This window comes from Belnapia rosea, from assembly GCF_900101615.1.
Lineage (GTDB): Bacteria > Pseudomonadota > Alphaproteobacteria > Acetobacterales > Acetobacteraceae > Belnapia > Belnapia rosea.
On record NZ_FMZX01000015.1, the window covers coordinates 76,217 to 102,680 of the forward strand.

The 26,464-nt window shown below is 63.2% G+C and carries 27 protein-coding genes and 2 pseudogenes; 22 read left to right on the top strand and 7 right to left on the bottom strand.

Annotated elements, in window-relative coordinates; translation table 11 throughout:
* On the top strand, positions 1-1,994 hold a 1,994-nt coding region (locus tag BLR02_RS20385), incomplete at its 5' end, for a MobA/MobL family protein (RefSeq protein WP_176849705.1).
* 251 nt (positions 1,995-2,245) lie between these two features.
* On the opposite strand, the gene BLR02_RS20390 is transcribed toward BLR02_RS20385, so the two are convergent.
* From BLR02_RS20390 to BLR02_RS29660, 3 genes are all read right to left on the bottom strand, one after another.
* Positions 2,246-3,181 (bottom strand): IS5 family transposase, encoded by a 936-nt coding sequence (locus tag BLR02_RS20390; protein WP_090664449.1) that lies wholly within the window; start codon positions 3,179-3,181, stop codon positions 2,246-2,248.
* Positions 3,182-3,253: 72 nt separating this feature from the next.
* Positions 3,254-3,691 (bottom strand): Uma2 family endonuclease, encoded by a 438-nt coding sequence (locus BLR02_RS29655; RefSeq protein ID WP_176849706.1) that lies wholly within the window; start codon positions 3,689-3,691, stop codon positions 3,254-3,256.
* An 11-nt stretch (positions 3,692-3,702) separates the two neighbouring features.
* Positions 3,703-4,092, bottom strand: coding sequence for a hypothetical protein (locus BLR02_RS29660; protein WP_176849707.1), 390 nt, complete (start codon positions 4,090-4,092; stop codon positions 3,703-3,705).
* Between the two features lie 521 nt (positions 4,093-4,613).
* Here BLR02_RS29660 and BLR02_RS28780 point away from each other — a divergent pair.
* Entirely contained in the window at positions 4,614-4,976 is a 363-nt protein-coding gene (locus BLR02_RS28780) for a plasmid mobilization protein (protein ID WP_408735528.1), read from the top strand.
* Positions 4,973-6,691: a TraI/MobA(P) family conjugative relaxase gene (gene traI / locus BLR02_RS20400; RefSeq protein ID WP_090664451.1), complete on the top strand. Its 1,719-nt coding sequence runs from the start codon at positions 4,973-4,975 to the stop codon at positions 6,689-6,691. The genes BLR02_RS28780 and traI overlap by 4 nt, the downstream gene beginning before the upstream one ends.
* Before the next feature lie 110 nt (positions 6,692-6,801).
* Here the strand turns inward: traI and BLR02_RS31105 are convergent, their stop codons facing one another.
* The gene (locus BLR02_RS31105; RefSeq protein ID WP_090664452.1) at positions 6,802-7,239 is read right to left on the bottom strand and encodes a winged helix-turn-helix transcriptional regulator; all 438 of its coding nucleotides are present in this window, start codon (positions 7,237-7,239) and stop codon (positions 6,802-6,804) included.
* Positions 7,240-7,367: 128 nt separating this feature from the next.
* Between BLR02_RS31105 and BLR02_RS31110 the strand changes: the two genes are divergently transcribed.
* From BLR02_RS31110 to BLR02_RS29670, 4 genes are all read left to right on the top strand, one after another.
* Positions 7,368-7,742, top strand: a complete 375-nt coding sequence (locus tag BLR02_RS31110) for a plasmid mobilization protein (protein WP_408735529.1) — start codon at positions 7,368-7,370, stop codon at positions 7,740-7,742.
* Positions 7,739-8,260, top strand: a complete 522-nt coding sequence (locus BLR02_RS20410) for a relaxase/mobilization nuclease domain-containing protein (RefSeq protein WP_090664453.1) — start codon at positions 7,739-7,741, stop codon at positions 8,258-8,260. The genes BLR02_RS31110 and BLR02_RS20410 overlap by 4 nt, the downstream gene beginning before the upstream one ends.
* A gap of 250 nt (positions 8,261-8,510) precedes the next feature.
* Positions 8,511-8,810 carry a hypothetical protein gene (locus tag BLR02_RS29665; RefSeq protein WP_090664454.1) on the top strand — a complete coding sequence of 100 codons (300 nt, stop codon included), beginning with the start codon at positions 8,511-8,513 and terminating at the stop codon, positions 8,808-8,810.
* 368 nt (positions 8,811-9,178) lie between these two features.
* On the top strand, positions 9,179-9,328 hold the full coding sequence (locus BLR02_RS29670; protein WP_176849708.1) for a hypothetical protein: 150 nt from the start codon (positions 9,179-9,181) through the stop codon (positions 9,326-9,328).
* 30 nt (positions 9,329-9,358) lie between these two features.
* Here the strand turns inward: BLR02_RS29670 and BLR02_RS29675 are convergent, their stop codons facing one another.
* Complete coding sequence (locus BLR02_RS29675) at positions 9,359-9,499, bottom strand: hypothetical protein (RefSeq protein ID WP_176849709.1); 141 nt, start codon at positions 9,497-9,499, stop codon at positions 9,359-9,361.
* 408 nt (positions 9,500-9,907) lie between these two features.
* Here BLR02_RS29675 and BLR02_RS20420 point away from each other — a divergent pair, with 408 nt between their 5' ends.
* The 12 genes from BLR02_RS20420 to BLR02_RS20475 all read left to right on the top strand — a co-directional run bounded on the left by BLR02_RS20420 (position 9,908) and on the right by BLR02_RS20475 (position 21,194).
* Positions 9,908-10,159 (top strand): hypothetical protein, encoded by a 252-nt coding sequence (locus tag BLR02_RS20420; protein ID WP_090664455.1) that lies wholly within the window; start codon positions 9,908-9,910, stop codon positions 10,157-10,159.
* Positions 10,156-10,566 carry a putative toxin-antitoxin system toxin component, PIN family gene (locus BLR02_RS20425; RefSeq protein ID WP_176849710.1) on the top strand — a complete coding sequence of 137 codons (411 nt, stop codon included), beginning with the start codon at positions 10,156-10,158 and terminating at the stop codon, positions 10,564-10,566. The genes BLR02_RS20420 and BLR02_RS20425 overlap by 4 nt, the downstream gene beginning before the upstream one ends.
* Before the next feature lie 141 nt (positions 10,567-10,707).
* Positions 10,708-11,673 carry an IS5 family transposase gene (locus BLR02_RS20430; RefSeq protein ID WP_090664457.1) on the top strand — a complete coding sequence of 322 codons (966 nt, stop codon included), beginning with the start codon at positions 10,708-10,710 and terminating at the stop codon, positions 11,671-11,673.
* A gap of 603 nt (positions 11,674-12,276) precedes the next feature.
* Entirely contained in the window at positions 12,277-13,239 is a 963-nt protein-coding gene (locus BLR02_RS20435; protein ID WP_090664458.1) for a replication protein RepA, read from the top strand.
* A 437-nt stretch (positions 13,240-13,676) separates the two neighbouring features.
* The gene (locus tag BLR02_RS20440; RefSeq protein WP_143018213.1) at positions 13,677-14,501 is read left to right on the top strand and encodes a transposase; all 825 of its coding nucleotides are present in this window, start codon (positions 13,677-13,679) and stop codon (positions 14,499-14,501) included.
* Between the two features lie 1,249 nt (positions 14,502-15,750).
* Positions 15,751-16,092, top strand: coding sequence for an IS66-like element accessory protein TnpA (gene tnpA, locus BLR02_RS20450; protein WP_090664459.1), 342 nt, complete (start codon positions 15,751-15,753; stop codon positions 16,090-16,092).
* Positions 16,089-16,445 carry an IS66 family insertion sequence element accessory protein TnpB gene (gene tnpB, locus BLR02_RS20455; protein WP_090664460.1) on the top strand — a complete coding sequence of 119 codons (357 nt, stop codon included), beginning with the start codon at positions 16,089-16,091 and terminating at the stop codon, positions 16,443-16,445. The genes tnpA and tnpB overlap by 4 nt, the downstream gene beginning before the upstream one ends.
* An 11-nt stretch (positions 16,446-16,456) precedes the next feature.
* Complete coding sequence (gene tnpC / locus BLR02_RS20460; protein ID WP_090664461.1) at positions 16,457-18,058, top strand: IS66 family transposase; 1,602 nt, start codon at positions 16,457-16,459, stop codon at positions 18,056-18,058.
* Between the two features lie 429 nt (positions 18,059-18,487).
* Positions 18,488-19,219, top strand: coding sequence for a ParA family protein (locus tag BLR02_RS20465; protein ID WP_143018214.1), 732 nt, complete (start codon positions 18,488-18,490; stop codon positions 19,217-19,219).
* On the top strand, positions 19,216-19,887 hold the full coding sequence (locus BLR02_RS28790) for a DUF3102 domain-containing protein (protein ID WP_143018215.1): 672 nt from the start codon (positions 19,216-19,218) through the stop codon (positions 19,885-19,887). Before BLR02_RS20465 ends, BLR02_RS28790 begins: the two co-directional genes overlap by 4 nt.
* Before the next feature lie 90 nt (positions 19,888-19,977).
* Positions 19,978-20,166, top strand: a complete 189-nt coding sequence (locus BLR02_RS20470; RefSeq protein WP_090664463.1) for a hypothetical protein — start codon at positions 19,978-19,980, stop codon at positions 20,164-20,166.
* A gap of 62 nt (positions 20,167-20,228) precedes the next feature.
* The gene (locus tag BLR02_RS20475) at positions 20,229-21,194 is read left to right on the top strand and encodes an IS5 family transposase (protein WP_090664464.1); all 966 of its coding nucleotides are present in this window, start codon (positions 20,229-20,231) and stop codon (positions 21,192-21,194) included.
* 40 nt (positions 21,195-21,234) lie between these two features.
* On the opposite strand, the gene BLR02_RS20480 is transcribed toward BLR02_RS20475, so the two are convergent.
* Complete coding sequence (locus tag BLR02_RS20480) at positions 21,235-21,795, bottom strand: IS6 family transposase (protein WP_090664465.1); 561 nt, start codon at positions 21,793-21,795, stop codon at positions 21,235-21,237.
* Positions 21,796-22,291: 496 nt separating this feature from the next.
* Between BLR02_RS20480 and BLR02_RS20485 the strand changes: the two genes are divergently transcribed.
* Positions 22,292-22,585 (top strand): hypothetical protein, encoded by a 294-nt coding sequence (locus BLR02_RS20485; RefSeq protein ID WP_090664466.1) that lies wholly within the window; start codon positions 22,292-22,294, stop codon positions 22,583-22,585.
* 117 nt (positions 22,586-22,702) lie between these two features.
* On the opposite strand, the gene BLR02_RS20490 is transcribed toward BLR02_RS20485, so the two are convergent.
* Complete coding sequence (locus BLR02_RS20490; RefSeq protein ID WP_090664467.1) at positions 22,703-23,914, bottom strand: ISAzo13 family transposase; 1,212 nt, start codon at positions 23,912-23,914, stop codon at positions 22,703-22,705.
* A 150-nt stretch (positions 23,915-24,064) separates the two neighbouring features.
* On the opposite strand from BLR02_RS20490, the pseudogene BLR02_RS20495 reads away from it, so the two are divergent.
* Both BLR02_RS20495 and BLR02_RS30560 read left to right on the top strand, forming a co-directional pair.
* A pseudogene (locus BLR02_RS20495) lies at positions 24,065-24,765 on the top strand (IS5 family transposase); the annotation flags it as partial.
* 334 nt (positions 24,766-25,099) lie between these two features.
* A pseudogene (locus BLR02_RS30560) lies at positions 25,100-26,245 on the top strand (recombinase family protein); the annotation flags it as partial.
* Positions 26,246-26,464: the final 219 nt, after the last annotated feature.

Genomic DNA, 26,464 nt, shown 5'->3' on the forward strand with positions numbered 1-26,464 from the left:
GCGCAAACGGCCGGGTGCAACTCAGCATCATTGCGGCGCTGCCCTGCGAGCTCACCCCCGCCGCTCGGCTGGCGGTTCTGCAGTCATTCGTCGCCGGCGAGTTTGAGACGCGGGGCCTCCCCTATCACGGCGTCATTCACAGCCCTGGCCCAACGAACGACGCGAGGAACTTCCACGCACACGTTCTCTATTATGACCGGCCTGGCACCCGTGACGCGCGAGGCGAGTGGTCATTCGGCACCCCTGGCACAGACGCCAATGGCTTCCCATGGGGAACCGAGAAACCCGCCGCCAGGCTAAAGCGGCTGGAAGCTGCACTCGCCGCGGCACCCGAGACAGGCAAGCGCCGCGCGAAACTAGAACGCCAACTCGAGGAAGTCCGCGGGTTCAAGCCTGCCCCGAAAGCGACCCGAACCTCGAAAGACCGCCCAACCTATCCTTGGGGACTGGAAGCGGCCCCAAGCCGCGCCAAAAGGCTTGCCAGGCGGATTGCCTCGGCTGGCGATGGCAAAGCGGCCGAGGCGTATCGCCGCCAGCTGGCCGAGGTGAAAGCCTGGCAGGCCAACCCGCCGCCACCAGCAATGACCGTTGGCAGTATCCAATGGGTGCGCCACCTGCGGCGAGCATGGAGCGACGCCGCTAATAGCCAGTTGGCCGCCGAGGGGATTAACCGGCGGTACTCGCCGGATTCCTACGCGGCGCTAGGGATTGCCGCCACGCCAGCGAAACCCCTCGGCACTCGGGCTGCGGCACTGGAAAAAAAAGGCGTAGCCACCCCTGCTAGCGACGCCAACACGCAAATTGCCATCGCTCGCCGACTGGCGGCAGGCGAGCCATTGGCGGCCATCACGCAGGCTGCGGCACTCACAACGGCGGCCAATCGGAAACGCCACGCCTCCCGCCAACTCGCCGCAGCCACGGGCCTCGGCCGTGTGGAGGATGCCACCGCTTGGCAATCCGAGTTACGGCAGGCACAAATGGCCGAATACCGCGCCAAACCGGCTCAGCGCCCGACACCAGCACCAGTCCTGCGCGGCCTCTCGATAGGTCGTCCAATCGTCGCCCCGGCTCCCGAGGTAGCAGAACAACCACCCGTGGCGCAACGGGCTCCCGAGGTGGTGGAACGGCCACCCGTGGTGGCCCCTACCCCTGCCCCTGTGGCAGATAAACCGGCCCCGGCTTCGGCACCTCGCCCCGAGTGGCAAATGCCCTGGCAGATGAAGGACGATGGCGTCATCACGGTCGCCAAGCCCGACGCCGCATCGCCGCTCACTCGGGCAACCGCTCGCGGTTGGTTGACGCACGGCGAGGCCAGCGCAGCGGGTGGCCGTGGCATCCAGGCGAACGCCACACCAGGCGACACGGCCGCAGCCCGAAAGCGGGTGGCGGATCACTCGAAAGCGGTTCGAGCAAAGAGGGCCGCACAAAAGCCGGTCCTAGCGGGCCTCGCGAACCTGCGTACCGCAGCCGAGACGGCTGCCAAAACGGCGCAACAGCTGGCCGACGTTCTGCCCGATTTCCATAAAAACATCATGGCAAAATACTCGGAATATGAGCAATCCAACCCGCTGATATTGGCAGAACTCGCCAACAACCCGAGCAGCATCCAATATTTCGAAGCTCAGATAGAAAAACGTGGAGCGCAACCGCTTCTAAATACTCACCGCAGCCAACTTGAGACGCTTAAGACCGCAGGCGATCCGCTGAAAAAGGCGATCGCCGATGGCGGCTCGCTCAAGCCTCGCCAAGTGACAGCCCTGGCCGGGATGCACTCTGCGCTCGCCTTGGCGATTGGCTGGATAGCAAGCGCCCCAGCTGCACCAGGCGGCGTGGAAGTTGCCAAAAAAGCCCTTGCCCCCGCCGAATATCTGCCCCGCGTCAAAGCCAAAGCGAGGCCGAAAGCAAAAGGCGCGAGCCACGGTTTCAGCACGGCTCGGCCTCAGGCTTCCCCCGCCAAATCACCGGTTTTCGTACCACCTCAGCGTGGGCGGTAATCCCGCCCACCGTTCCGGCTCTGTGGTGGCCGCTGATTCGCACCCTGGCTGTCCCCGCGACGTTCGCGATTTAGTCCGGGTGGCCCCCTGGCGGGTTACAGGGTAGCGGCGAATGATGAGAGCTGTGCGCGGATGCGCCAGAAAGGGCGCATAGCTCGGTGCTGCGAGCTTTGGGCACCCTGAGCGCCAGATGCGCACGGAACTCGCCTCGACCGGAACCCTGGGCGTGATGCGGGCAGACTCGTCCTCCATCATGGCGCCGCGGCGTGTAGCAGGGTGACGGTGCGCCGCAGGTTGTAGGCCATGGCGGCGAGGCGGACCTGCAGCCCCGCCATGGCTAAGCCGAGCCAGCGCATCCGGCGCAGGCCGTAGCTGCGCTTCCAGGTCCCGAACACCTTCTCGATCCTGCATCGGACACGCTGGACCTTGGCATTGTGGGCCTCCAGCTGCCGCAATGCTTCTGCTCCGCCCCAGGTACCGGTTCCGACCACGGCAGGCTGTCCACCCTTTGCGCGGATCGCCTCGGCAGAACGTGAGCCGCCGAAAGCACTGTCGCCGTAAACCCTCCCCGGCTCGCTCGGCAGCACCGCCGCAAGCTCGGCCGCGTCGTGAATGTTCGCCGTGGTAACCTCCACGCCGCGTACCAAGCCAGCGCCCTCGTCGGTTGCCACATGCGCCTTATAGCCATGCACGGGCTTACGGCGCCGATGCCCGGCCCAACGTGCTTCGCCATCACTGCGGATACTGGCCGACGGAATCAGCGTAGCGTCCACCAGGGTGCCGGTGCGCACCATGACGCCCTTGGCCTCGAGCTGGCGGGTAACGGCCTCAAACAGCACGCGGTCCAGGCCACGGCGGACCAGCTCCCGGCGGAACCGAACAAAGGCCGTCCGCTCAGGCGTTGGCTCATGGGCAGCGAAACCGCAGAACCAACGGAAGCTGGCGCGATCGTCCAGCGCCTCGGCCAGCCGTACATCGGAGAGGTCGTGCCAAGTCGCCAGCAACATGGCGCGGAACAGAGCCAGCGGCGGCCAGCCAAGCTCGCCCTTCATCGCGGCCGAGATGCCAATCAGATGGCGGTCAATCTCAGCCCAGTCTACCAGCGCGGCCAGTTCCGCCAACGACGATGACGCCCGCGGTTCCGGACGCGTGATCAGATCTTCCTGGCCGATCCGCCGACGCGCCATCGTCACCCCCCGTCGATGACGCCATGGAATCAGACTACGCCGCGTCGCCGCAAGCACGTCCGCGCACAGCTCTCATGATTCGGACAGGTTTAGGCCGACGTATAAATCCGACAGAGGAAAAGCCAGGGATATTTCCGGCAGAGAAAGCGTGTCGTTATCTGCGATAACCTGCCCGCGCCACTCTCCGCCGTTTCGAGCAAACATAACCGCTCCAATCACTTCCTGGTCTATTAGGACAAACCGCCGAATGGATGGGATGGCCGCATATTCCAGGCTCTTAGTTATGCGGTCCTCGCTGCCTGTGATGCGGCTCGTTATTTCAAAAACAATCACGGGATTAGCGGCGGTGGTATCTAGGTTGATAATCTGCCCGCACGTTATGACGCCATCGGGGTAACGGCGACCGCACCCCGTTTCAATTCGAACATTACTGAAAGAACGGCATTGCGTGCCCCGCAGGCGTTCACCGACTGCGGTAGCGAGATTGGTTAGGATCGTCGCATGGGCCAACGTGTCGCTAATCAAAACAGTCTCGACGGATCGGGAAATACAGTGGGCACAAACCGGCTCGGCCGATCCGATTGAGTTGTCGGACGGTTTGGATTTTGCGCCGCTGGCGGCTGTGCAGCCGGCTGTGCAACCCTTTCCAGTGGTGGAGCCGAAGCGGCGGGTTTTGCAACTTCCTCGCGCGCCTCGGGTGCAAGCCTTTCTGCCCGCCATTTGTCCATTAACAAAGGCTTTTCTACCCGCTCCGCTTCCGCGTTTACCGGCTCGGCCTGGCGGATTTCGGGTGTTGGCTCGGGTGGTTGTGCAGCTGGCACAGGCGGCGGATTTGGCCTGGTGGCGGCTCTGGCAGCCTTTACCGCTTCCACCAGATCGAGCACGGCGGGGCCAACCAGTTTCACCATCATGCGGCAAAACTGCGAATAGGAAACGCCGAGGTCGGCGACATACCGGCGCCAAACTTCCCGCCGGGGCCATAGCGCAGCCAGGTCGGCGAGGATTTGGTCTAACCGAGGCAGGATCAAAGCTGGCCCCGTTCCGCGTGGGGTGCGGGCTGGAATCGCTGCGGCGGTCGCATGAGCCATGGGTGCGGCACTCTCCGCAATCACCAGCTGACGCGGGGGCGCATCGTAAGAAGCCGGGGATCACAGTCGCCACATGGGAAGTACCTGCGGCGACTTCTACTCACTTTTCAGCGAATCTTAGCAGCATCACGTCGGCTGTTCCCCGACATTCGGTAGCAAGTAATGCCGTCGCATAGCGTTCCTTGGTCGTGTTTATTTAGGGACGAATAGGGAAAAGCTAAGACTAGGCAAGATGTGATTTGAGCGGGGGCACAAATCGGGCCTAATTTCGCCTTTGGCTCAACGGTAGCGACAGCGCGGACATTACCGGCGCTGAAAATCAACCATTTAGTTAGGCATTCAATATGCGGGATCGCAAAGTCGATAAGCCAACAAAGCGGCGGGGGCGGAACCCGTTACCCGCCTCCCAGGTTCGGGACCGCAACTCGCCGATTGAGGTTTACGTGTCCGAGGCCGAGCGCGAATTGATAATCGAGAACGCCAGGGTGTGCGGCCTATCGGTTTCGGGCTTCCTGCGGACAGCCGGGCAGTTTCGCCAGCCAAAAATCCTTGCCGATCAACAAACCCTCGCGGCCCTTATCCATCTGGAAAGCCGCATCGAGCTTTTGTCGCGCCAGCTGGAAAACCTAAACATTCCGCCGTCTGATAACACATTGCACCAGTTGCGCCAGCTTTGCGCCAAAGTTTCCGAAAGGCTGGACCAATGATCGCAAAGCGCATTGATAAAAAAGGCGGCAGGGGCCTTACGGCGCTAGGTCGCTACATTCTGCGCGAGACAGGATCGCCGGCCAGTTGGCAGCGGCAGGCGGAATACGCAACTGATTTGGCGCGCGGTGGCGAGGGCGGCCCGAAAGTCGAATGGGTTTCCATATCGAACTGCGGGGCGGTTTGCGATCCTGGCCGTGCTATCCAGCTAATGCACGCAACCCGCCAACAGAATGCGCGGATTAGAAGCGGCGCCACAATAGAAACCGGCTATCACTTGGTTATTAGTTTCGAGCCGAACGAAAAGCCGGAACGCGAATTCCTGAAAAAGATAGAGGCCGACTTAATTGAAACTATCGGCCTTGGCGAACATCAACGCATTTCAGCGGCTCACCGGGACACCGAACATTTGCACGTGCATGTTGTGGTGCACCTTATTCATCCAACCACCTTTCTAAAAGCAGAACCTTTTTACGATAAAACACGGCTAATGGAAAAATGCGCGGAACTCGAAGTCGAGTATGGGTTAAGCCGGACTAACCACGGCGATTTTCAGGCTGTTTTTGAGGTGGAAGTGAAAGACCGAGCCGGGGCGGATTTGGTCCGCTCGGTCATGGCCGGTTTAGGTTGGCAGGATTTCCACCAGGCGGCGGCGGCCCATGGGTTGCGGGTGAAAAAGCTAGGTGGCGGGATCACCATAGCGAGGGCAGATCAATCGCAACGGCGATTGAAAGTCAGCGCGATTGATCGCGGGTTATCGCTGGCGAAACTCTCGGACCGTTTCGGGCCATGGGAAGATGCGTCGCCCGAGGTACTGGCGGGACTGCGCGAATGGGACCGCTCGGCCTCGCGTCCTGCCAAGCCGCCGCCGGCTCGCCACACCCGGTCGGGTGTTGGCAGCGAGGGCGGGCTTTACGGGCGGTTTACTGCGGACCTAGCCAAAGCGCGGGCGGCGCGGGTTGCGGCCTTGCAGCTGGCGAAATTCGAACATCGCCGCTGGCGGTCGGAATCGATCGCGTTTCACCGGGACCGGGTTGGCCGAGCGTGGGAAGGGCAAGGCTCGCCCGAGGTTCGCCGCGCCGAGGCCAACCGGCGGAAAGCGGAGCGGGACAAGGACCGGAAAGACAGGGCCGAACGGGTATTGCAGGACACGGCGGCAATCAACAAAGCGCACCCGGTTCCTAGCTGGTTGGAATGGCTGGAAGCGAAGGCGGCCAGTGGCGAGGCCGAGGCGGTTGCCGCACTATCTCGGCGCAAACGGTTGCCGGGGCTGGCCGCGCCAGATCAGGACGAACCAGCGAAACGCATAGACGGTCAGACGGCGTGGCGGCGACGGGATGGCGCATTGTCCTACGAATTGTCCGATGGTGGCCGCTTGGCGGATCATGGGGCCAACGTAGATTTCGAGAGGGTCAGCGATGGCGCCTCGGCTCTGGCTCTGCGCATCATGGCCGAACGATATGGGCTTGGAACCGCATTGGCTGTGACGGGCTCGGACCAGTTTCGCCGCAGCCTCGCCGTTCTGGCGGGGCGGTCGGGCGCGGAGGTCCATTTCGAGGAACCTGAACTCGACGCTCAACGGATGGCAGCGGGTGGTTTGGAGGTGGCCGCCATGGTCCGTCTGGCCGCAGGTAGAGAGGCCAGGCAGGCGTTTATGAAAGTTCGGGTGCAGCCGACGCTAGATCGAGGGCAGGCGCGCGACCGGGGGCGGGCTTAGACCATTACAGGAAAGCGGGTGCTGTTATGGACACAGCCTCGGTCTCCCAGGTTCCCGAGCCTGTTTTTATCATCCTGATAATTCTGTATCCTGTTTTTTCAACCCGGAGCTTACGTTTTTCGGTTCGGTTCAGATTTGGACGACTTTTGAGATAGTTGCGTTTTATTCTGGGGTTTGGATTCGGGTACCGGTAGAAATTTATATGTCATCGTCGCCCATGTCTCGATCGCCGTAAAAACGGGCTGCAGTGCCAGCCCCGCCGAGCTGAGGCGGTAAAGTGAGCGCGGAGGCATCTGCGAAGTAACCTGTTTGATGACTATGCCGTGTCGCTCAAGGAGTTCGAGTCGACTAGCCAAAATTGGTGGATGAGCCCCTATCTGCCGTCCAAGCTCGTTAAAGCCCATTGCGCCGTCGGATGCATTTAGCAGAGCCCTAATAAGCAGTAGCACCCACCGCTCCTGCAACAAATTCAATGCTCCTGCAACAGGATCTGGCGCGGACTTTTCAGGTTCCGCTTTGGAGCTCGACGATTCAGCGTTGCGTGGCACCTAACCCACTTAGCCGATTCGGTACGAGCCTCCAAGACATCTAGAATCAGCCGAAAAATACTAGCAGCACCTCTGGACTTCTGAAAAAGAAGCGCTACTATTTATGTAGCGCAGCAGGGAAGTTCATCGTGAGAAAGCCTACCTCCTACAACAAGGGTACCCCGACCCACGGCTCTGATCGTCGGGATCGACATCGGCCAATGGCTGTCTATGTTTCAGACACCGAACGTGCAGAGATCGAGCGCCGGGCAGAACTCGCAAACCGTTCGTGTTCCGACTATCTCCGATCCACTGCGCTCGAATGCGCACCGCAAAGACAATTCGACCGACGCGCGCTCCTTTCCATTATCCATTTGCATGAACTCCTTTGTCGGGTGGAACTGACTCTAAAGCAGATGCTTGCGGAGCACCCCGAGACTACAGCAGACGGATTGTATGGGCTCCTTGCCCGAATTCCTGAAGCGCAGCAACGACTTGCTGAAATTGTGGGAGACGCTCGGTGATCGCAAAGCGTATCTCCCACCGCGGCGTTGCTTCTCTTGGCCAGTTCTCAGAACTCGGTTTGCGTATCCTGACCAACGCCTCTCCACAAACAGAAATCCATCGAGTTCTGATTACAAACTGTCACTCCAGTGACCCTACATGGGCGGTTAAGGAGATTGAAGCGACGCAAGCACTAGCCCGGCCGGGGCGCGCCAATAAAAGCTACTATTTAGTAGTTTCGTTTCGGCAAAATGAACGGCCGGATGCGCTACAGCTCCACGAAATCGAGGATGTGCTACTGTCAGCAATTGGCCTTGCTGACCACCAGCGTATGTCAGCACTCCACGACGATGGTCAGCGTCTGTGTCTGCACATCGCAGTCAGCAGAGTGCATGCGGCAACGCTCAGGACGATAGCCCCGGCCTTCGATCAACGCCGCCTCATGGCTGCCTGCGCTGAACTCGAAGCGAGAATCGGGCTAATACCCGACCACTACAGCAACATTGTCTCAGTGCATCCGAGAGGGGCGACTTCATGAGTGGCATACGCACGATCCATTCGACATGCGTCCTTTGGCACCACCAAATGAACCCGTGCCGATTGAGGTTCCGTTTCCACCCAGTAATATCCCAATGTCATTTTCTGCACTGGCAACGTGAAATACTGACCACGGACCTTCCATTCGCGAATATTGAATCAATATATATTTCAGATATAAACAAACAGCACGATTCTTCAAAACAATTCTTCGCTGACACCTCGATTTGCCGCCTCGAGGAGGTGCATCCATGAGATTGCTAATCGTGATACTGGGCGGGATTTTGACGTTTTTCGGATTGTTTTTTGCGATCGTATCAAGTGTCGTCTACCTCATTGTAGCCACTGCGGCGGCGACATTCATGTGCATGGCTTTAATCTCATTCGCATTGTATCTGCTTACGCAGGACTACTTTTTCCTGCACAGCACAATCCGGATGCTGCTTTTCGGTAGTGCGCCGTTTGTGATCATGGTTGTGTTCGGGTTCTTTGTTGGCACTGCATTCGAAACACGGCATGTCTCCCGAACATCTCGTAGATTGCGTAATTGACGACTTACTTCCAACGACTACCGCGCTCCGGCCAGCCCAACCTTGTAAACTCATGAGTTGCTGCTTCACTAGCACCGCATTCTCGTCGGACGGTGCTGGTTTCGTCCGCACTGATCAGCTTTCGGCCTGCCTGCCAGCCTGCTCGAGTACGGCCTAAAGGGCGGCGATGCGGGCCACGCAGTGGTCGGCCAACCCGCGAGCGCGCCAGATGGGTGATGATCTCCACCAGCCCAAGCTCATGCATCTGTCGGGGCGGCCGCTCGAAGTCGGTGCCGTCAGCGGAGAGCGCGGGCGTGATGACAGCCACACGCTGGAAGTCTCGCCGTGCGGGAAGGCACTCTTGGCGGCCGAATAGGCCCTCCCTGCTTATGCCTCTCGCGGAAGCCCGCCAGGCGAGCGGCGAGGTCGCCCAGGGTGTAGCTCGGGTCGATGTCATGGCCGTCGAGTTCAAAGCCGAAGGCTGGCTGCATATCGGCCTGAACATGGACCAGGATCTTGGTTCCGGCCTCAAGCCGTAGACCCAGCACCGCGAACCGGCGTTCAACCTCTCACCAGCCGGCCCGCCAGAACTTGGTCGGGGCTTTGGCAACGACCTTGCTCGCAGCGTCTGTGTCGATCAGCTCGATCGAGGACACCTTTTCATCGACGCAGACCCAACTTCGATAGACTTGGAACTGATTGCCGAACATGTCAGGCCTTTGCTTATGGAAACCCGCGGCAGCAGCTGACCCGCAATTGTCGCTTCCGTCCGTGCTATGGTCACCTCATGAAGGCTGTCGAACCGTCCTCGCGGCCGCGAAATCTGAGCACCTTCGGAAGCTGGATCCGTGATGTCTAATCGACGGGAGGTCGGCATGAGCGGGCCGATCAATGTTGCTAGTGGCTTTATCGGGCACGGGCCTTACTCGAAATTGCACGAAGAGGTGCATGGCTGGTGCCTCTGGCCGACGTGTCGGATGCCGGTCACTGGCGGGACGCGGCGCCCTCCCACGCATGTCTGATATCAAGCCAATGTATATGATAATACCCTTTGTCATCCGTGACTTGCTTGCCTCGGCACCGCGCGCCCGGATAGGCTCCCTCCTGGAGGTGCTCCCATGCCCGACACCGTCCCCGTGACCATTGAGGTTGAGCCCGGCGCCGCCGCCGCCCTCGGCGACCCGCGCACGCGCGCCGCCATGGGCCGCTTGGTCAGCCGGGTGCTCAACCCACACCCCGGCCCGAGTGAGCTGGCGCAGGCGATTGCCGCGGCCAAGGCCGAGGCGCGCGCTGCCGGCCTGACGGACGCCGACATCGATGCCGAGCTCACAGCCTACAATGCGGAGTGGCGCGACAGCCCCTCGGCGTGATCGTCTTCGACGCCTCGGCCGTAGTGAGTGCCGCACTACGCGAGGACAGCGTGCCCGAGCAGGCGCTGCTTCGCGCGGAGGAGACTGACGTCTTCGTACTCTCGCCTGAGGTCGACGCGGAAATCGCCAGCGTACTCGAGCGGCCGCGCTTCGCAACGGCCGTCTCAGCGGCGCGGCGGACGCGCATCCTCGACGTCCTGCGCGGCGGTGCGGTGTGGTTTAGCCCGTCCGAACGCGTGGCGGACTGCCGTGATGCGAAGGACAACAAGTACCTTGAGCTTGCCCTCGCTTCCAGCGCCTGGGCCATCATCAGCGGCGATGCCGACCTGCTCGTGCTGCACCCTTGGCGTGGCGTGCGGATCCTGCGGCCAGCGGACTACCTTGCGGATGTCACCAGAGGCGCATGACTAGATCCGTCCAGGTATCGGCTCCCCCGCCCCGCCCGACTTTGTCGGTTCCATGGCATCTTGTTGCATAAATCGCTCGGTCGGGTGACTTGAAATAAGCTGGCGGAGGGGAAAGCCCTCGAGCCGTGAGGGACGCCCGCCATGCCGTTCAAGGTCAATGCCGATCGCCGACACCACATCCCCAAGCAGCGCCAGAAGGTCACCAACTCAGCTGAGTACGACGCCGGCTTGCGCGCCCGTGGCAGCCTGACTATATGGTTCACGGCCCAGGCAATTGCAGGGTGGCGCGCCGAGGCGCGCACTGGCCGGGGTGGCCAAGCGAAATACTCGGACCTGGCGATCACAACGGCCCTGACTCTGCGTGCCGTGTTCCGCCTGGCGCTGCGCCAAACCGAGGGCCTGATCGGCTCCATTCTGCAGCTGCTGGGCCTCGACCTTGCGGTGCCGGACCACTCCACCCTGAGCCGTCGGGCCGAGACGCTGGAGGTGCCGCGGCCACGCTGCGGGCGCGAGCCGGTGCACCTACTGGTGGACAGCACCGGTCTGCGGCTGTGCGGCCCAGGCGGATGGTTGGAGGAGAAGCATGGTAGAAAGCGGCGCCGGGCCTGGACGATGCTCCACCTCGCCACGGACGCCGACACGGGCCAGATCGTCGCCTCGGTGTTGACCAACAGGGATGTCGATGACGGCTCCCAGGTCGGCTCTTTGCTCGACGGGTTCGATGGTTCCGTGGCATCCCTTACCGGCGACGGCGCCTACGACCGGGGCGATGTTTATGCCGAAGTCACGGCACGACATCCTGATGCTGCCGTCATCGTCCCGCCGCGCGCGAACGCGGTGCCGAGCGGCATAGTCGAGACCGTCCCGACGCAGCGGGATGCGCATCTACACTGTATTGCCGAGCATGGCCGCATGGGCTGGCAGCAGGCGTCGGGATACAACTGGCGCGCCCTGGTGGAGGCCGACATCTCGAGATGGAAGCGCGTCATTGGCGACGAGCTGCGCTCACAGACGGATGGGCGCCAGACGACCGAGGTGGCCATCGCTGCCAGGGTACTGAACCACATGCTTGAGCTTGGCCGGCCGGAGTACGTCCGGATCGCATGATCTCGAGCGCAAGTAGGGACCGGTGCGCTCAGAACGCCGACCCATGCAACATGATGTCGCAGTGATGCTCAACGCGCCGCGACTGGACTCTTGTGACGGTCTGTCGAGGGCAGCGGTCCTTGGACTCTTGTGACTCCCAGTCTGCCAGTCACCCTGCACGGGCGTACCATGCAGCATCCTAACCTGGAAGTGGCACGACCAACCGTCTTCGGGAATGCAGATCAACGCCACCGAGGATGACAGCCCGAGGCGAACCCGGCTTACTAACCCATCCGCGCACCGCTAGGCGCCATGCTGGACTCTTGCGATTCAGGTTAAACCCGAGTCGTGGCGAATGCGAGACTGAGGTGCATTGCTGGATCCCAGAGTTGCTAACAGCGACCTGGCTGAACTCTTGTGACGGAACTCCTGGACTCTTGTGAAGGCCGTCACCACGAATCAACGGGTTAGCGGCTTTTCCCCTGGATTGTTGTGAACATACTAATAGAACTAACAAATATCTTCCCTAGTATTCTGCGATCACAGGAGTCCAAGTGGACGGGCCCTAAGCTTTTCCGGCAGCGTGCCGGTCAGTGGAGAGTTGCATGGCTTGGGAGTAGCGCTGTGGCCGCGGTGCACAAGCTCATTGAGGAGCTGGGTCGACAAGGGGCCCTGAAAGCGGCCGAGACAGACGCCGACCGCCGCGCTGTTGAAGCCGCTATCGCCTATATGAGCGACGAGGAAGCCGGCATTGGCTTTCTTTATAGTGGATGGTGCCAAGCCGCGCTTCCCCACAAGCGATTAGCTGACGACGCAGTCTGGAAGGTTCAAACGGAGCGCGTCACACTCGTTGTCGAACCAGGCCGACGGAATCTTGCCGGCGACGATACAGCATTCTGCGGCGTACCATTTGGATCCAGGGCTCGGCTAATCCTGCTCTATCTCCAGTCGGAAGCACTGCGCACCAACTCCCGGGATATTGAACTCGGTCGCTCCTTGCACGCTTGGCTAGGGCGCTTGGGTATTCCGATTGGTGGTAAAAGCTTCAAGGATGTCCGCGAGCAGGCGGACCGCTTATCTCGCTGCCGACTCACCTTCCATGTTCAGCAAGGCGGCCGCGCGGGCCTCATGAACCAGAATATTGTCGACGCAGCTATGTTCGTGGACGATGACAGTGCCCAGGGCAGCCTATTTGTCGAAACCGCGCGGCTTTCGGAAACCTTTTTCGAGCAGTTGAAGAAGCATCCGGTCCCGCTTGAGGAAGGGGCAATCCGCGCCATTAGCAATAACAGCCAAGCGCTCGACATCTATTGCTGGCTAGCATACCGGCTCCATGTTCTGCCCCAGGCGCGCACCGTTAGCTGGCCGGCACTATATGCTCAGTTCGGCAGTTCCTACAAAAAATTAGCGCATTTCAAGATGCGATTTGTTGATTCGCTGAAGATCGCAATCGCGGTTTACCGGGAAGCCGAGGTTGAACTCGACAACAAGGGGCTCGTCTTAAAGCCCTCACGCCCACCGGTCGCACCGAAGCTGATCACCGCCAACGGCAGTCCTGCCACAAGAGTCCAGCCTCGCAGGAACTGATCCGCGGCCGGAGTCTACGGCACAAATTTCAGTGGTTTCCCGACGGAAGCTGCCATGCTGTTTCAAATCCAGCGGTAATGCCGAGTCGACGCAGTTCGAACTCGATTCACGCCAGCCGATCAGGCAGCAATTCTGTTTAATGAGTAACAAACGCTGGACTTATGCAAGCCAAGCCGCAACGCTGTTCATTTTTGGTCTTTATTGCAGTTTAATGGCCAACGCTCGGGATCCTTCGGTACGCGCGGGCACGGCCTGTCCACGGGTGACCTTCGCCGAGCGGCTCACCGACATCGCGCCGCCCGCGGCGCGCCGGACCGAGCGGCTGGGCGACCTGCAGCGCCATCTCGGCCTCGCCGCTGGCGGCGAGGCTGGCACCCGCCTCGCGGCGCGGCTGGCCATGCCCGCCAGCGCCGACACGCTGCTGCGGATGGTGCGGTGTGCGGGCGCCACGCTGGAACCCAGGCCAAGCGGTACGGGTGCTGGCGGTGAACGAGTGGGCCTGGCGTTGCGGTCATCGCTACGGGACAGTCCTGGTCGATCTCGAGCGCAACCGGGTTGTCGACCTGCTGTCGGACCGGCGGGCCGAGAGCCTGTCCGCGTGGCTGCGGGCCAACCCCGGCGTCGAGATCGTCGCCCAAGACCGGGCCGGCGTCTACGCCGACGGCGCGCGCCAAGGTGCGCTCGATGCCGTCCAGGTCACCGACCGCTGGCACCTGCTGCGGAATCTGGGTGACACCATCCATGCCGTCACCGACCGTCACCATGCCGCCGTCCACCGCATCGGCCGCGAGGTCATGGCGCAGTTGGCAGCCGAGGATGTCCAGAGCACCCCGGTCGTAGCTCCGCCGAACCCGGAGGCCCGTAGGGCCGAGGCGGTGCGGCTGCATGCGGCCGGCGCTTCGATCAGCGCCATCTCCCGGCAGGTCGGCGCCGATCGCAAGACACTCCGGCAATGGCTCCAGGCGAGCGCCATGCCAACTTGGCGCAGGCCACCGCGCGGCAGCCTACTCGATCCCTACCGCGAGCACCTGGAGCGGCGCTGGGCGGCCGGCTGCTGCAACGCAGCCCAGCTGTGGCGCGAACTTGCCGTCCTGGGCTTCCCCGGCCGGCCCGCCATCGTACGGGCCTGGGCGACGCAGCGGCGCCGGGCTGGGCACAGCCCCGGCAGGGCGCCAGTTATGGCGGATGGCCGACCCTGGCGGCCGCCCTCCGATTGCAGTCGCCAGGCGCCTCGTCCAGGTGCTGTGGCGGCACAGCGATGAGGCGCTCGATCCGCCGTGGACCACCAGTCCGGCCGAAGGCCAGATTTGCCGGATCAAGATGATCAAGCGGACAATGTACGGCCGTGCAAGCTTCGAGCTCCTCCGCGCACGCGTCCTACACGCCGCATGATCCAGCAACGGCAGCACGGGGAGTGCGGGAGAGCCAGCATTCATCCAGCCGCTACAGGCCCAGCCGCGCACCGAACAGCACATGCGTGCCGGGCTTGACAAGTGCCACAAGCCGCAACTGCGGGACGGCGCTCTCACCTCGGCTGACTATAGTGGGCGCTGTACATTGAGACGATGTACCCCGCTTAAATTTCTTACAGAACCAGCTCCTAAGCTCAAGTTTGGCCATTTAGACAGCATGGCGGAACAGTGCGAAACCCTGCTCACTCCAAATCTCCCACCGTACGGCGGGAAGGCTGTCGGCAAAATTGGCCGCAGCTTGTGGTACCAAGCACTGGCCGAGAGCCTGAGCTGATCTCCGCTATTGAGGCGCGATGCCAGCAAGGCGACGACCGAGAATAGGCCGAGCAGGCAGGGTGTGTTGCGCGCAGTGGCTTTGTCCCACCACTGCCGCTGGGTCTCGACGCCGAGGTGGTCACGGACCTCTCGGAAGGTGACTTCCAGCTGCCAGCGCTGGACGAAGCAGCGGAGGATCTGCAGCGGTTCCTGTGCGAGGTCGGTGCAGAGCAGGGCCCGGGTTTCGAAGCGGCGGCAGGGGTCGCGCAGCAGCACCAGTGGCTCGGCTTGACCGGCATGCCGGGGTGGTGCCAGACGGCGGTATCGAAGCGGATCTCCACGACACGGTCGCCCTCGCCATACCAGCCGGGCACGATCAGACGCTGCACCGTGTGGTCTCGATGATCAGCGCCTCGGCCAGGGTCGGCAGACGTCGCCCTTTGGTCCGAGGGCGTCCGATGGTGCCGGGGTGGCGTGGCGGGGCAGGATGATAGAGAGCAGCATCGATATGCAGGCAGGTGACGCAGGTGACTTCCTAGCGGAGCAGGGCGGCCAGGAACTCGAGGGCGGAGACGCCGCTGATCGGTGAACAGCACCAGCTGCCGCTCTCTCAATCCATGCAGAACGGTTCAGTACGCGTTGGTCGTTGACCGTAAGCGACGGAGCGAGGCCCTTCTTTCTTGTGGGTTGGTGACCTGGTGGGATGCCCGGTGCTCGAGGAGCTTCGGGCTGACATTAGGGCCAACATGATGCGTGACATGAGGGGCGGTATCAGCGGGTCGAGATGCTGACGGGTCCAGGCCATCGGCGAGTTTGGGACGAGGCGACCAAGTCGCGGGTGGTGGCGGAGAGCTACGCGCCTGGAGCGGTGGTCTTGGCGGTGGCGCGGCGCTGGCAGATGGCGCCGCAGCAGCTGTTCACCTGGCGGCGCGAGGCGCGTGAGGTCGGCGCGATAACGAGGTTGCCGTTCGTGCCGGTGGTATGTGACCCGCCAGCGGCTGAGGTAGCCGCGGCTGGGGCCGGGCTCGAGGTGACGCTGGCTGGTGCGGTGGTACGGGTCTCGCCTGGGGTGGATCCGGCGCTGCTGACGACTGTGCTGCGTGCGGTGCGTGCGTCGGGGTCATGATCACGATCCCGGCCGGCATTCACGTGCTGCTGGCGACCCGGCCTGTTGATTTCCGCAAAGGCGCCCACTCGCTGGCGGCACTGGCGGCCGAGATGCTGGGCGAGGATCCATTTTCGGGCGTGGTGCTGGTATTCCGGGCCAAGCGTGGCGACAGGGTCAAGATCGTCCATTGGGACACGAGCGGCCTGGTGCTGGTCTGGAAGCAGCTGGAAGGGGGCCGCTTTCGCTGGCCACCCATCACCGACGGCGCGGTGCGGCTCTCGGCCGTGCAGTTCGCTGCGCTGTTCGCGGGTCTCGACTTTTCACGGGTGGCGGAAGCGAGAAGGATTCCCACGCCGACGGCTCCGGCCTAGACTCAGCGACGATGCGCGAAGGTGGCGAGACAACGCCGGACTTGCCCGACGACCCCGCCGTACTACGGGCGATGTTGCTGGCCGCCCTGGCGGAGCGCGACAACCTGGCGGCCGAGCGCGACAGCATCGTGGCCGAACGGGACGCGCTGGCGGAGCGGAACGAGCGCCTGCACCACCTGCTACGCAAGCTGCAGCGCATGCAGTTCGGGCCACGCTCCGAGCGGCTGCCCGAGGAGCAACTGCAGTTCGCCTTTGAGGAGGTCGAGGCCTCGCTCGCCAGCAACGAGGCCGAGGCGGAGAAGCGTTTGCCCGATCTGCGCCAGAAGAACACGGCCCGCCGCCGTGCCGGACGCGGCCGGCTGCCGGCGCATCTGCCCCGGATCGAGCAGGTGCTCCTGCCCGAGAGCACCGCCTGCCCGTGCTGCCGGGGCAGGATGGTGGAGATCGGAGCGGACACGGCCGAGCGGCTCGACGTGCACCCAGCCCAGTTCCGTGTCCTGGTGACCCGGCGGCCCAAGTTCGCCTGCCGCGCCTGTCAGGGCGTGGTGGTCCAGGCGCCCGCCCCGGCCCGCCTGATCGAGGGTGGCATGCCGACCGAGGCGACGGTCGCCCAGGTGTTGGTGGCACGCTACGCCGACCACATGCCGCTGTACCGCCAGGCCCAGAGCCTGGCGCGGCAGGGCATCGAGATCGGCCGCGAGGTGCTGGCGGGCTGGCTTGGTGCCGCCGCCTTTGCGGTTCGACCGGTGGTAGCGCGCATGCGCGAGATCCTGCTTGCCTCCGGGCGGCTGTTTGCCGATGAGACCGGCATGCCGGTGCTGGAGCCCGGTCGAGGCAAGACCAAGAAGGGCTACGCCTGGGCGATCGCGCGGGATGATCGGCCTTGGGGTGGGGCGGACCCGCCGGCCGTGGTGTTCCACTACGCCCCAGGCCGCGGCGCCGAGCATGCCCGCGACTTGCTGGCCGGCTACACCGGTCTGCTGCAATGCGATGGCTATGCCGCCTACAAGGGTCTGGCCGCGAAGGACGGCGGCACGGGGGTAACCCTCGTTTACTGTTGGACCCATGTGCGCCGGGAGTTCTTTGACCTCGCCAAAAGCAACACAGCGCCGATCGCCGAGAAAGCGCTGCAGCGCATCGCCGCGCTCTACGCCGTCGAGGACACCATCCGCGGCAAGCCGCCCGACATCCGGCGTGCGACCCGGCAGGCCAGAAGTCGGCCGCTGGTCGCCGGCCTGTTCGCCTGGCTCGAGCAGCAACTGGTGCGACTACCCGGCCGCAGCCCAACCGCAGAGGCGATCCGCTACGCGCTGAACCACCGCGACGGCCTCGAGCAGTTCCTCGAGGAGGGCCGGGCGGAGATCGACTCCAACACCGTCGAGCGCGCCATCAGGCCCGTGGTGTTGAGCCGCAAGAACGCCTTGTTCGCCTCCGGAGATGATGGCGGGCGCCGCTGGGCCGACTTCGCCTCCCTCGTCGAGACCTGTAAGCTGAACGGCATCAACCCGCAGGTCTACTTCACCGACCTGCTGACCCGCCTCGTCAACGGCTGGCCGCAGAGCCGCATCGACGAGCTCATGCCCTGGCACTGGGCCACCGCGAAAGCCGGCTGAGCGTCAAGCAGGCCGACCAAGGGCCCGGAAGCTGCGCTAACCGTTGACCAACCGCCGCTCCCGGAAGCCCTGCAATCCAGGGAATGCTGCTCACCGTGTGCCGACCCGGCGCTAGAGTTTTCCCGACCAGCAACACTTCGGCGTGCCGCCAGCTCCGTTGCAAAAGCAGCAGTGCGAAGCATAGGATCACCCCCGGCGAAGCGGGCGGGCAGGGTAAGCATGGGGCAGTCTTCTGGCCAAGAAGCCACCTGCCTATCCGCTTACCCGCTCCGCCACCTCACCCCAGAATGGCCAAACTCGAGCTGAGGGTGGCTTACTTTTGAAAGTGTAGCGCGCCACACATTCGGTCCGGCTTGTTCGGTACATTCTCGCGGGCTAGATCGGCGTCTGAGATACAAGCTGCTAATGTCCAGATCTTAGGGGGTGCGGATGGCAAAGGCAGGAGTGCTGACCCGTTCAAGGTCAGCAAAGGTGGCGGTGAGCGAAAGTCAGCAGCCCGGATCAAGCAAGGCCACAAAATGGCTGCTCGTCGCAAGTGGCAAAGGTGGGTCAGGTAAAACCTCAACTTCTTTAAACTTAGCAGTATACGCAGTCCATGAGGGTTTGAGGGTGGTCATTGTGGACCTAGACCGGCAGGCAAGCCTAACACGTTGGTATGAGCGCCGACCGCCCGCTGCCCCGCCACTTATCCTTTGGGAAGGAGCAATGGGGGATGCAAAGAAGGCAGTTGCAGAGATTGATGCTTTGGAGGACGTCGATCTGGTCATTGTGGATACTCCGCCCGGACTCGACGATCATCCAGATTCCACTCGCCTCCTAGTGGAAAAGGCCAACTTCGTGCTGGTGCCTACTACGCAGGGCACCACGGACATCGACAGCGTTGTTGAATGGATGGGCTTCCTGCGCCGCGAGCGAGTTCCAAGCGCCTTCCTATTGAACAAGGCCCAACGGACCCACACGCGCTACTCCAAGGCCAAAGCTCGGCTCAACAGGGCGGGCTTACTATGCCCCGTGGATGTTCGGCAGTTGGATGATATCGAAAGCACGCATGACCACGGTGTAGGTGTATGCGAGTTGCGGAAAAGCCGAGCTGCGGAAGACCTCGGCAGCGTGTGGGACTTTGTGAAACAGCAATTGGCTTTTGAGGGAGTTGCGCGGTGACCGGATTTCGCCTGCCCGAGAGCGCACGTCGTCGGAAAGAACCCGGCGGCCTCTTGCCCGAGCATCAAGAAGCCCAACGTCAGCGCCTTCTAAGCAATTACGTAAAGGAATGCCAGGACGCGGAAGACTTCGTATCTGAGATTGGGAAGCTTTGGGAGGAAGCCCAGGCCAAGTTCCTAACCATCGGACGTTATCTGGTACAAGCTAAGCAGAGGCTCCCGCACGGCGAGTTTGAGTCGATGATAGCCAGCCAACTGCCCTTTGGACGCAGTGTCGCTTACCAACTCCGGATGGTAGCCCAGGCTGTCGAACAACGGCGCATTGCTGAGGACGACCTTCCCCGCAGCTACACAAACGCCTACAAGCTTGCGTTGTTGGACGACGGTGCCCTCCGACGGGCACATGACGCCAACGTGGTGCGGCCGAATGTTACTCGGAGAGAACTAGCCGATTTTTTCAATGCACTCAAGGCCGACACAACACAGCCCAAATCCGATTTGGAGCGGCGGGCTGAGCGCATTGCATGGTTGCGGGCGAGAGCACAAACGCTCACAGAAGAGTTGACAAATATTCAAGCAGAGCTGGCAGAGCTAGACCCTTCCAGCGAGGGTGCCAAGATTGGTAGCGAGGCCGCAGTTACTCAGAGCCGCGCTTCAAAAGCCGCATAGGGAGACCTTGTTGCACCGGTCGCCGGCCTGGTTGGCTCTGGGTAGGGTGAGGCCGGGGCGAGTCCCCTTCACCATGCCGGGCCAGCCCTCATGCCGTTCAAACTGAATGCCGCTCGGCGCCATCACATCCCGAAGCAGCGGCACCGGGTGACCAACTGGGCCGAGTACGACACCGGCCTTTGCGCCCGCGGCAGTCTCACCGTGTGGCTCACGCCGGAGGCGGTTGAGGCCTGGAAGGCCGAGCCGCGCATTGGCACTGTGTTACACGGGTCGGTCTAGCGGTGTGGCTGGGGTAGGTTCCTGAGGGGGTGACGACCCGTCATCCTGCAGGAGAGCGCAGCTTGCCGTTCAAGGCCAATGCCGACCGTCGTCACCGTATTCCGAAGCAGCAGTTCCGGGCGACGAACTGGGCGGAGTACGATGCGGCCCTGCGTGGGCGTGGCAGTTTGACCGTGTGGTTCACGGATGCGGCGATCGCGGCGTGGAAGGCCGAGCCCCGGACCACGCGGGGCGGGCAACGACGCTACTCGGCGCTGGCCATCTCCACGGCCCTGACGCTTCGGGCCCTGTTCCGCTTGGCCTTGCGCCAAACTGAAGGCCTGATTGGCTCGATCATCGCCCTGCTCGGTCTCGACCTGGCCGTACCGGACCACTCAACCATGTGCCGCCGGGCTGAAACGTTGGAGGTGCCGCAGCGCCAGTCCGGCACCCGTCCCATACACCTGATCGTCGACAGCACGGGGCTGCAGCTATGTGGCCCGGGCGAGTGGCTAGTCGAGAAGCACGGGAGCAGGACACGCCGGTCGTGGCGCAAGCTGCACATCGGCGTGGATCCCGACACGGGGCGGATCGTCGCGTCCACCCTGATGACGAGCGACGTCGATGACGCCTCGCAGGTTGGGCCTTTGCTCGACCAGGTCGTGGACCCAATCGCCTCGTTCACCGCCGATGGCGCCTACGACCAAGACGCCGTCTACTGTGAGGTGGCGGCGCGGCATCCCGCAGCTACCGTGATCGTTCCACCCCGCTCCAGCGCGGTGCCGAGCGCCACGGCCGAGACGGCGCTGACCCAGCGGGACCAACACCTTCGGACCATCGCGGAGCGTGGGCGCATGGGCTGGCAGAAGGCCTCGGGCTATAACTGGCGTGCCCTGGTCGAGGCGGATATCGCACGCTTCAAGCGGGTGATCGGTGGTGGACTGCACTCGCGTACCGACAGGCGCCGCGCGACAGAAGTGGCCGTCGCCGTCTGCGCACTCAACCGCATGCTCGAACTCGGACGGCCGGAGTATGTCCGCATCATGTAGATGCGGACCAGCTCGCCGCCTACTGCGCCTGCAAGGTGGTCTATGCAACGCAGTCCCGCTGCATCTGTCGTTCTCGACGTCGCGTCGGTCTGTGGGAGTTCTCGGCACGATTGTTCAGGTAGCGGCTGGTCCGATGCCGCACACCGGACAAGACCTCACGCTGCGCGACCCCATAGCTGCGGAGCCCATCCGTGATGATCTTGCGAGGTTTGTACTTGAGGCCCGCCAGCAGACGCTTGAAGAAGCGTTTGGCGGCCGTGGCATTGCGCCGCTCCTGCACCAGGATGTCGAGCACGACACCGTGCTGGTCCACGGCGCGCCAGAGATAGAAGAGTTCGCCGTTGATCTTCAGATAAACCTCATCCAGGTGCCAAGTGTCACTCGGCCGCGGCCGACGCTTGCGCAGCCTGGCCGCGAGCTCGGTGCCGAAGCACAGGCACCAACGGCGGATACTCTCGTAGCTGACCAACAGGCCGCGCTCGGCCAGGATCAGCTCGATATCGCGTAGGCTCAGAATGAACGTGTGGTAGAGCCAGATGGCATGGTGGATGACCTCGGCCGGGAAGCGATAGCCGGGGTAGGTGGTGGGCTCGGTCGGCATCCGACCAGCTTGGCCTCACCGGCTCATTCCGGCCAGCGCTCAACCACGTGACAATACCGGCTAGGCTATTGCCGAGACGCCCGAGGCCACCATCCTGCCGGACCTGCTGCGGCTGGACATCAGCAGCGACGAGACTGTGCCGTGACCCCGAGATGACAACCGACCTCGTCATGGCGGCCAGGGCTTCGGCTCGGTGGGCACCATCACCCCGCTGGTCGACCTCTGGCTCGATGAGCGCCGGCGGCCGAAATACATGCGGGTGGTGCCGAAAGCGAAGCGGTAAGCCCCTTCGCCAAGCGATCGACCGCTCCGGCCCGGTCCTGCCCTACACGACTGCCGAGGCTGCGGCGCGGACCCTGCTGCCGCCGGGGGTTGGGCTAGAGTCGGTCATGCCTTCCGATAGCCTCGGCCCCGACGGCACTGTCCGCCTTCGCTGCTATCTGCTCCTCGCCCAGACCCTATGGTTCTCGGGAAGCTGCCCTAGCTGCATCCACGAATGTCCGTCCTGCGTATCAGGATTGAAGGGACAGTCTCGCTGTTGTTTCGCCGCACCTTGACCGCGAGCGCGGAGGAAAAGATGCTTATCTATTTCACGGCCTCAGGTAATCAGAAGTGTGCAGTCAATGCGCAGCACGTGACCTATATTCTGCCAGAAGGAGACGGGGTCAGGGTTCACTTCATTGGATCCAATGGCAGGGGGAGCACGATTCACGTACAGGATGCCTTCGAGGACGTGTGCGGTGAGATCGCCAGGGTGCTGCAGGCGGTTCGTGGTGCATCCACTCGGTGAAGCGCTGACATGAAGTGGATGCTCGTGGTCGTGGTCTTCGCGGCGTCTCCAGTGAAGACAGACCTGATCTCCACCAGCTTGGATGAGTGCCTAAGGGCCTGACGCGGAATAACTGCTTCAAGGCGGCTGCTGGTTGGGCGAGATGGTGTAGTTCCACTCGCCGTGGAATGCGTCCCGCTCGATGGCGAGCGCGGCCATCTCGGCATCGGTGACCTTGATGCCCTTGGGATAGCTGCTCGCATCGAGCTCGCAGCGCACCGTCAGGCCGGTCTGCGTGGTGGTGGCGCCGATCAGTTGCACGATGACCTGGTGGCTGACCAACGGCTTGCCACGCCAGTTCTGCGAGATGGCGGCGAACAGGCGATGCTCGATGCGGTTCCACTTGCTGGTCCCAGGCGGCAGGTGCGCCACGGTGACGGCCAGATCGGTCTCGTTGGCGAAGCGCTGCAACTCGCGCTTCCACAGCCGTACGCGCACCCCGTTGCTGCCGCCGCAGTCGGCGGTGATGACCAGCCGCCTGGCTTCGGGGTAGCGGGCCCTGCCCAGTTGCTGCCACCAACGCCGGATGCTCTCGACGGCAAAGGCGGCCGTGTCGGCATCCACCCCGACGCTGACCCAGCCGGCATTGGCGGCCAGGTCGTAGACGCCGTAGGGCGCGACCTTGCCCAGTTCCGGCACTTCGAAGTCGTGCCCCCGCACCGGCTCGGGCTGGCCCTTGCGGCGGAGCTCGCGGCCGGGGTTCTTGACGTCGCCGACCAGCTCCTTCTTCTTGGTATCCACCGAGATGGCCGGCTGGTCTGCCGCCATCGCCGCCTGCACGACGGTGTTGATGTGGGCGAACTGGGCGTCACGGTCGGGGTGGTTCGTCCCCTCCCGCGTCTTGCGGTTGGCCTGACAGCTGTAGCCCAGCTCACGCAGCAGCAGGCCCACCAGCTTCTGGCTCACCGCGAAGCCCCGCTCGCACAATGCCCGGGAGATCCGGCGCTGGCTGCGGCTGACCCAGCGCAGCGGCGTCTCCGGATCACCACGGATCGCGTCCTCGATCAGGGTCTCCAGGGCTGCCGGCAAGCCCGGCTGCAACACCACCGCTCGCTTGCGCCCGCCTCCCGGACGGCGGACCCTCTGCCCGATCGGATTGCATCCGCCTTGCAGGTCCACAATCGCCCGTCGGATAGTGCTGCGGGCCATGCCGGTCGCCAGGGAGACCGCGGTCACGCCGCCATAGCCGATCGCCAGGGCCTCATTCGCCGCAAACAGCCGGCGACCTCGCTCGGCCAAGAGCGGCACAGCCCGCCGATACCGCGCCCGGATGTCATCCACCTCAATCACGCTGGCAGGCTACGCCAACCCATCAGCGCCGCCGCGGCCAGAGTGCGCCTCTGTCTCAAAAGAGCTCTAAGTGTCCATCCGGGAACAGATCGAGTGATGTGAATCGGTTGTGATTGGCTCCCGGCGGCGATTGCCGGGAGAAGAATGTGCATGTGGACACCCGAGAACCGGTCGAAATACGACCGCAGCAAGCTGCGCTACCCGAGTGATCTGACCGACGAAGAGTGGTTGATCGTTGGCCCATTGATCCCGGGTGCGAAGGGCGGCGGCAACAAGCGGACGATCGACGTGCGCGCGGTGCTGAATGGGGTGATGTACATCCTGAGCACTGGCTGCCAGTGGGCGGCGCTGCCGAAAGACCTACCGCCGCGGAGCACGGTCAACGACTACCTGCGGCGCTGGGACGAGGACCGGACACTCGATCGCATCCACCACGCGCTCTACGTGCTGTGCCGGGAGCAGGCTGGACGCGAGGCCAGCCCGACGGCCGCAATCATCGATAGCCAGAGCGTGAAGAGCGCGGAAAAAGGGGGCGCTACATCGACCCCTCGGGCTACGACGCGGGCAAGAAGATCAAAGGCAAGAAGCGGCACGTCCTGGTCGACACCCAAGGCCTGCTGATGCAGGCCATCATCCACGCGGCCGACATCCAGGACCGCGATGGTGGCGTGCTGCTGATGGGCTCGCTGTTCGGCCTCTACCCCTTCCTGTTGAAGCTCTACGCCGATGGCGGATACCAGGGCGCCAACTTCCAGGCCGGGCTGCGCACGACCTGTCGCCAGATCAATCTCGAGATCGTCAAACGATCTGAGCTGCGCAAGTTCGTCGTGCTGCCGAAGCGCTGGATTGTGACCGCCTGTACAATCTTGCCAGACTGGACTTCGAGTGGTCCAAAACGATCCGACGTAGCGAGCTACGCAACCTGGGGTCTACTGGCGGCAAGGCCGGATTGAGTCTGCATCAGGTGCCGCCGGCAAGGGGCGCTAACGATGGAGGAGCGGATGGTCCGACGCAGGGATCGCCCTCGCCTGATGGTGCGCGAGGCATTCGAAACGACCCGTCTAGGTCAGCAGTGCCTGATCAACGCCTACGCCCGTCTGTTCCCGATCCAGCGGGCCGGCGTGGCGTCCGGACCCATAATCCCGGAGCAGGCGGACAGGCTGGTCCGCAGAGGCGGAGGTAAGCATGCCTGACCGTCATGTCGCCTTTTATGCACGCGTCTCGACCGAGGGGCAGGCGCGCGACAACACCATTGCGAGCCAGATCACGGTGCTCCGCGAGCGGATTGCTGTCGACGGTGGGCAACTCGAGCCTGATGACGCCTATGTCGACGAGGGGTACAGCGGCTCCGTCCTTGTTCGTCCGGCGCTGGAACGGCTGCGCGACGCGGCTGCGGCGGGCCGCATCGGGCAGCTGTATGTCCTTGCTCCCGACCGGCTGGCCAGGCGCCACGCACACCAGGCTCTGCTGATGGAAGAGTTCCGCCGCGCCGGGGTGGATGTTCTGTTCCTGAACCGGCCGATTGGCGGCACGGCCGAGGATGATTTGCTGCTGCAGATGCAAGGCGTGATTGCCGAGTATGAGCGGTCCAAGATTCTGGAGCGTAGCCGGCGTGGACGCCGTCATGCAGCACGGGCGGGCCTGCTGAGCGCTTTCACCACAGCCCCGTTCGGTTATCGCTACGTGCCGAAGGACCAAGGTGGTGGCGTGGCGCGATTTGAGGTGGTGCCGGAGGAAGCACGGTTTGTGCGGCTCATTTTCGCCTGGATCGGCCTGGAGCGATTGAGCCTGCGCGAAGTATGTCGCCGTCTGCAGCAGGCCGGTGTTCCGAACCGACGCGGCAGCGGCCTCTGGTATGCCTCGACTCTGCACGGCATGCTGAGCAACACGGCTTACATCGGGCGGGCGGTGTACGGGCATTCCCGCTACCTTCCCAGCCGCCCGCGGTTGCGGCCTCTACGGGGCCATCCGCAGCCACCGAAGCGCCCAGGAACGCGGGTCGCCGTGCCCCGCGAGGAGTGGATCGAGGTGCCGGTGCCTGCCCTGGTCGACCCGGCGGTATTCGAGGCTGCCCAGACTCAGTTGGCGGAAAACCGCCAACGCAAGCGCGACAGCCTGCGTGGACCTCGCTGGCTGCTGCAGGGGCTGACGGTCTGCCATCGCTGCGGGTATGCCTACTACGGCAAGACAGCGTCGGTATCGGGCCGTGACCGCAGCAAGGGCGAGTATCGGCATTATCGCTGCACCGGGACGGACGCTCACCGCTTTGGCGGCACCGCGATCTGCGACAACCGCCCCGTTCGCGGCGACCATCTCGAGCAGGCTGTCTGGGGTCACGTGCGCGCGCTCCTGGAGGCGCCCGACAGGTTGGTCGACGAGTACCAACGGCGATTAAAGGAGGCGTACGAAGGTCGGGCCAAATCCGAGGAACTGGCACAGATCGTACACCAGATTGCAGCTCTCCAGCGTGGGATCGGCCGGTTGATCGACAGCTATGCAGCCGGCGTGATTGACCGCTCAGAGTTCGAGCCGCGCGTTGCTGGGCTCAAG

Coding starts and splice junctions, on each gene's coding strand:
- BLR02_RS20470 (WP_090664463.1), top strand. CDS start 19,978: ATGCCGTTCAAACTGAATGCCGCTCGGCGCCATCACATCCCGAAGCAG.
- BLR02_RS20480 (WP_090664465.1), bottom strand. CDS start 21,795: ATGCCGACCGAGCCCACCACCTACCCCGGCTATCGCTTCCCGGCCGAG.
- BLR02_RS20420 (WP_090664455.1), top strand. CDS start 9,908: ATGCCCGACACCGTCCCCGTGACCATTGAGGTTGAGCCCGGCGCCGCC.
- BLR02_RS29675 (WP_176849709.1), bottom strand. CDS start 9,499: ATGTTCGGCAATCAGTTCCAAGTCTATCGAAGTTGGGTCTGCGTCGAT.
- BLR02_RS20485 (WP_090664466.1), top strand. CDS start 22,292: ATGTCCGTCCTGCGTATCAGGATTGAAGGGACAGTCTCGCTGTTGTTT.
- BLR02_RS20430 (WP_090664457.1), top strand. CDS start 10,708: ATGCCGTTCAAGGTCAATGCCGATCGCCGACACCACATCCCCAAGCAG.
- tnpC (WP_090664461.1), top strand. CDS start 16,457: ATGCGCGAAGGTGGCGAGACAACGCCGGACTTGCCCGACGACCCCGCC.
- BLR02_RS29660 (WP_176849707.1), bottom strand. CDS start 4,092: ATGATGGTGAAACTGGTTGGCCCCGCCGTGCTCGATCTGGTGGAAGCG.
- BLR02_RS29665 (WP_090664454.1), top strand. CDS start 8,511: ATGAGATTGCTAATCGTGATACTGGGCGGGATTTTGACGTTTTTCGGA.
- BLR02_RS28780 (WP_408735528.1), top strand. CDS start 4,614: ATGCGGGATCGCAAAGTCGATAAGCCAACAAAGCGGCGGGGGCGGAAC.
- tnpB (WP_090664460.1), top strand. CDS start 16,089: ATGATCACGATCCCGGCCGGCATTCACGTGCTGCTGGCGACCCGGCCT.
- BLR02_RS29670 (WP_176849708.1), top strand. CDS start 9,179: ATGCCTCTCGCGGAAGCCCGCCAGGCGAGCGGCGAGGTCGCCCAGGGT.
- tnpA (WP_090664459.1), top strand. CDS start 15,751: ATGCTGACGGGTCCAGGCCATCGGCGAGTTTGGGACGAGGCGACCAAG.
- traI (WP_090664451.1), top strand. CDS start 4,973: ATGATCGCAAAGCGCATTGATAAAAAAGGCGGCAGGGGCCTTACGGCG.
- BLR02_RS20465 (WP_143018214.1), top strand. CDS start 18,488: ATGGCAAAGGCAGGAGTGCTGACCCGTTCAAGGTCAGCAAAGGTGGCG.
- BLR02_RS20390 (WP_090664449.1), bottom strand. CDS start 3,181: ATGGCGCGTCGGCGGATCGGCCAGGAAGATCTGATCACGCGTCCGGAA.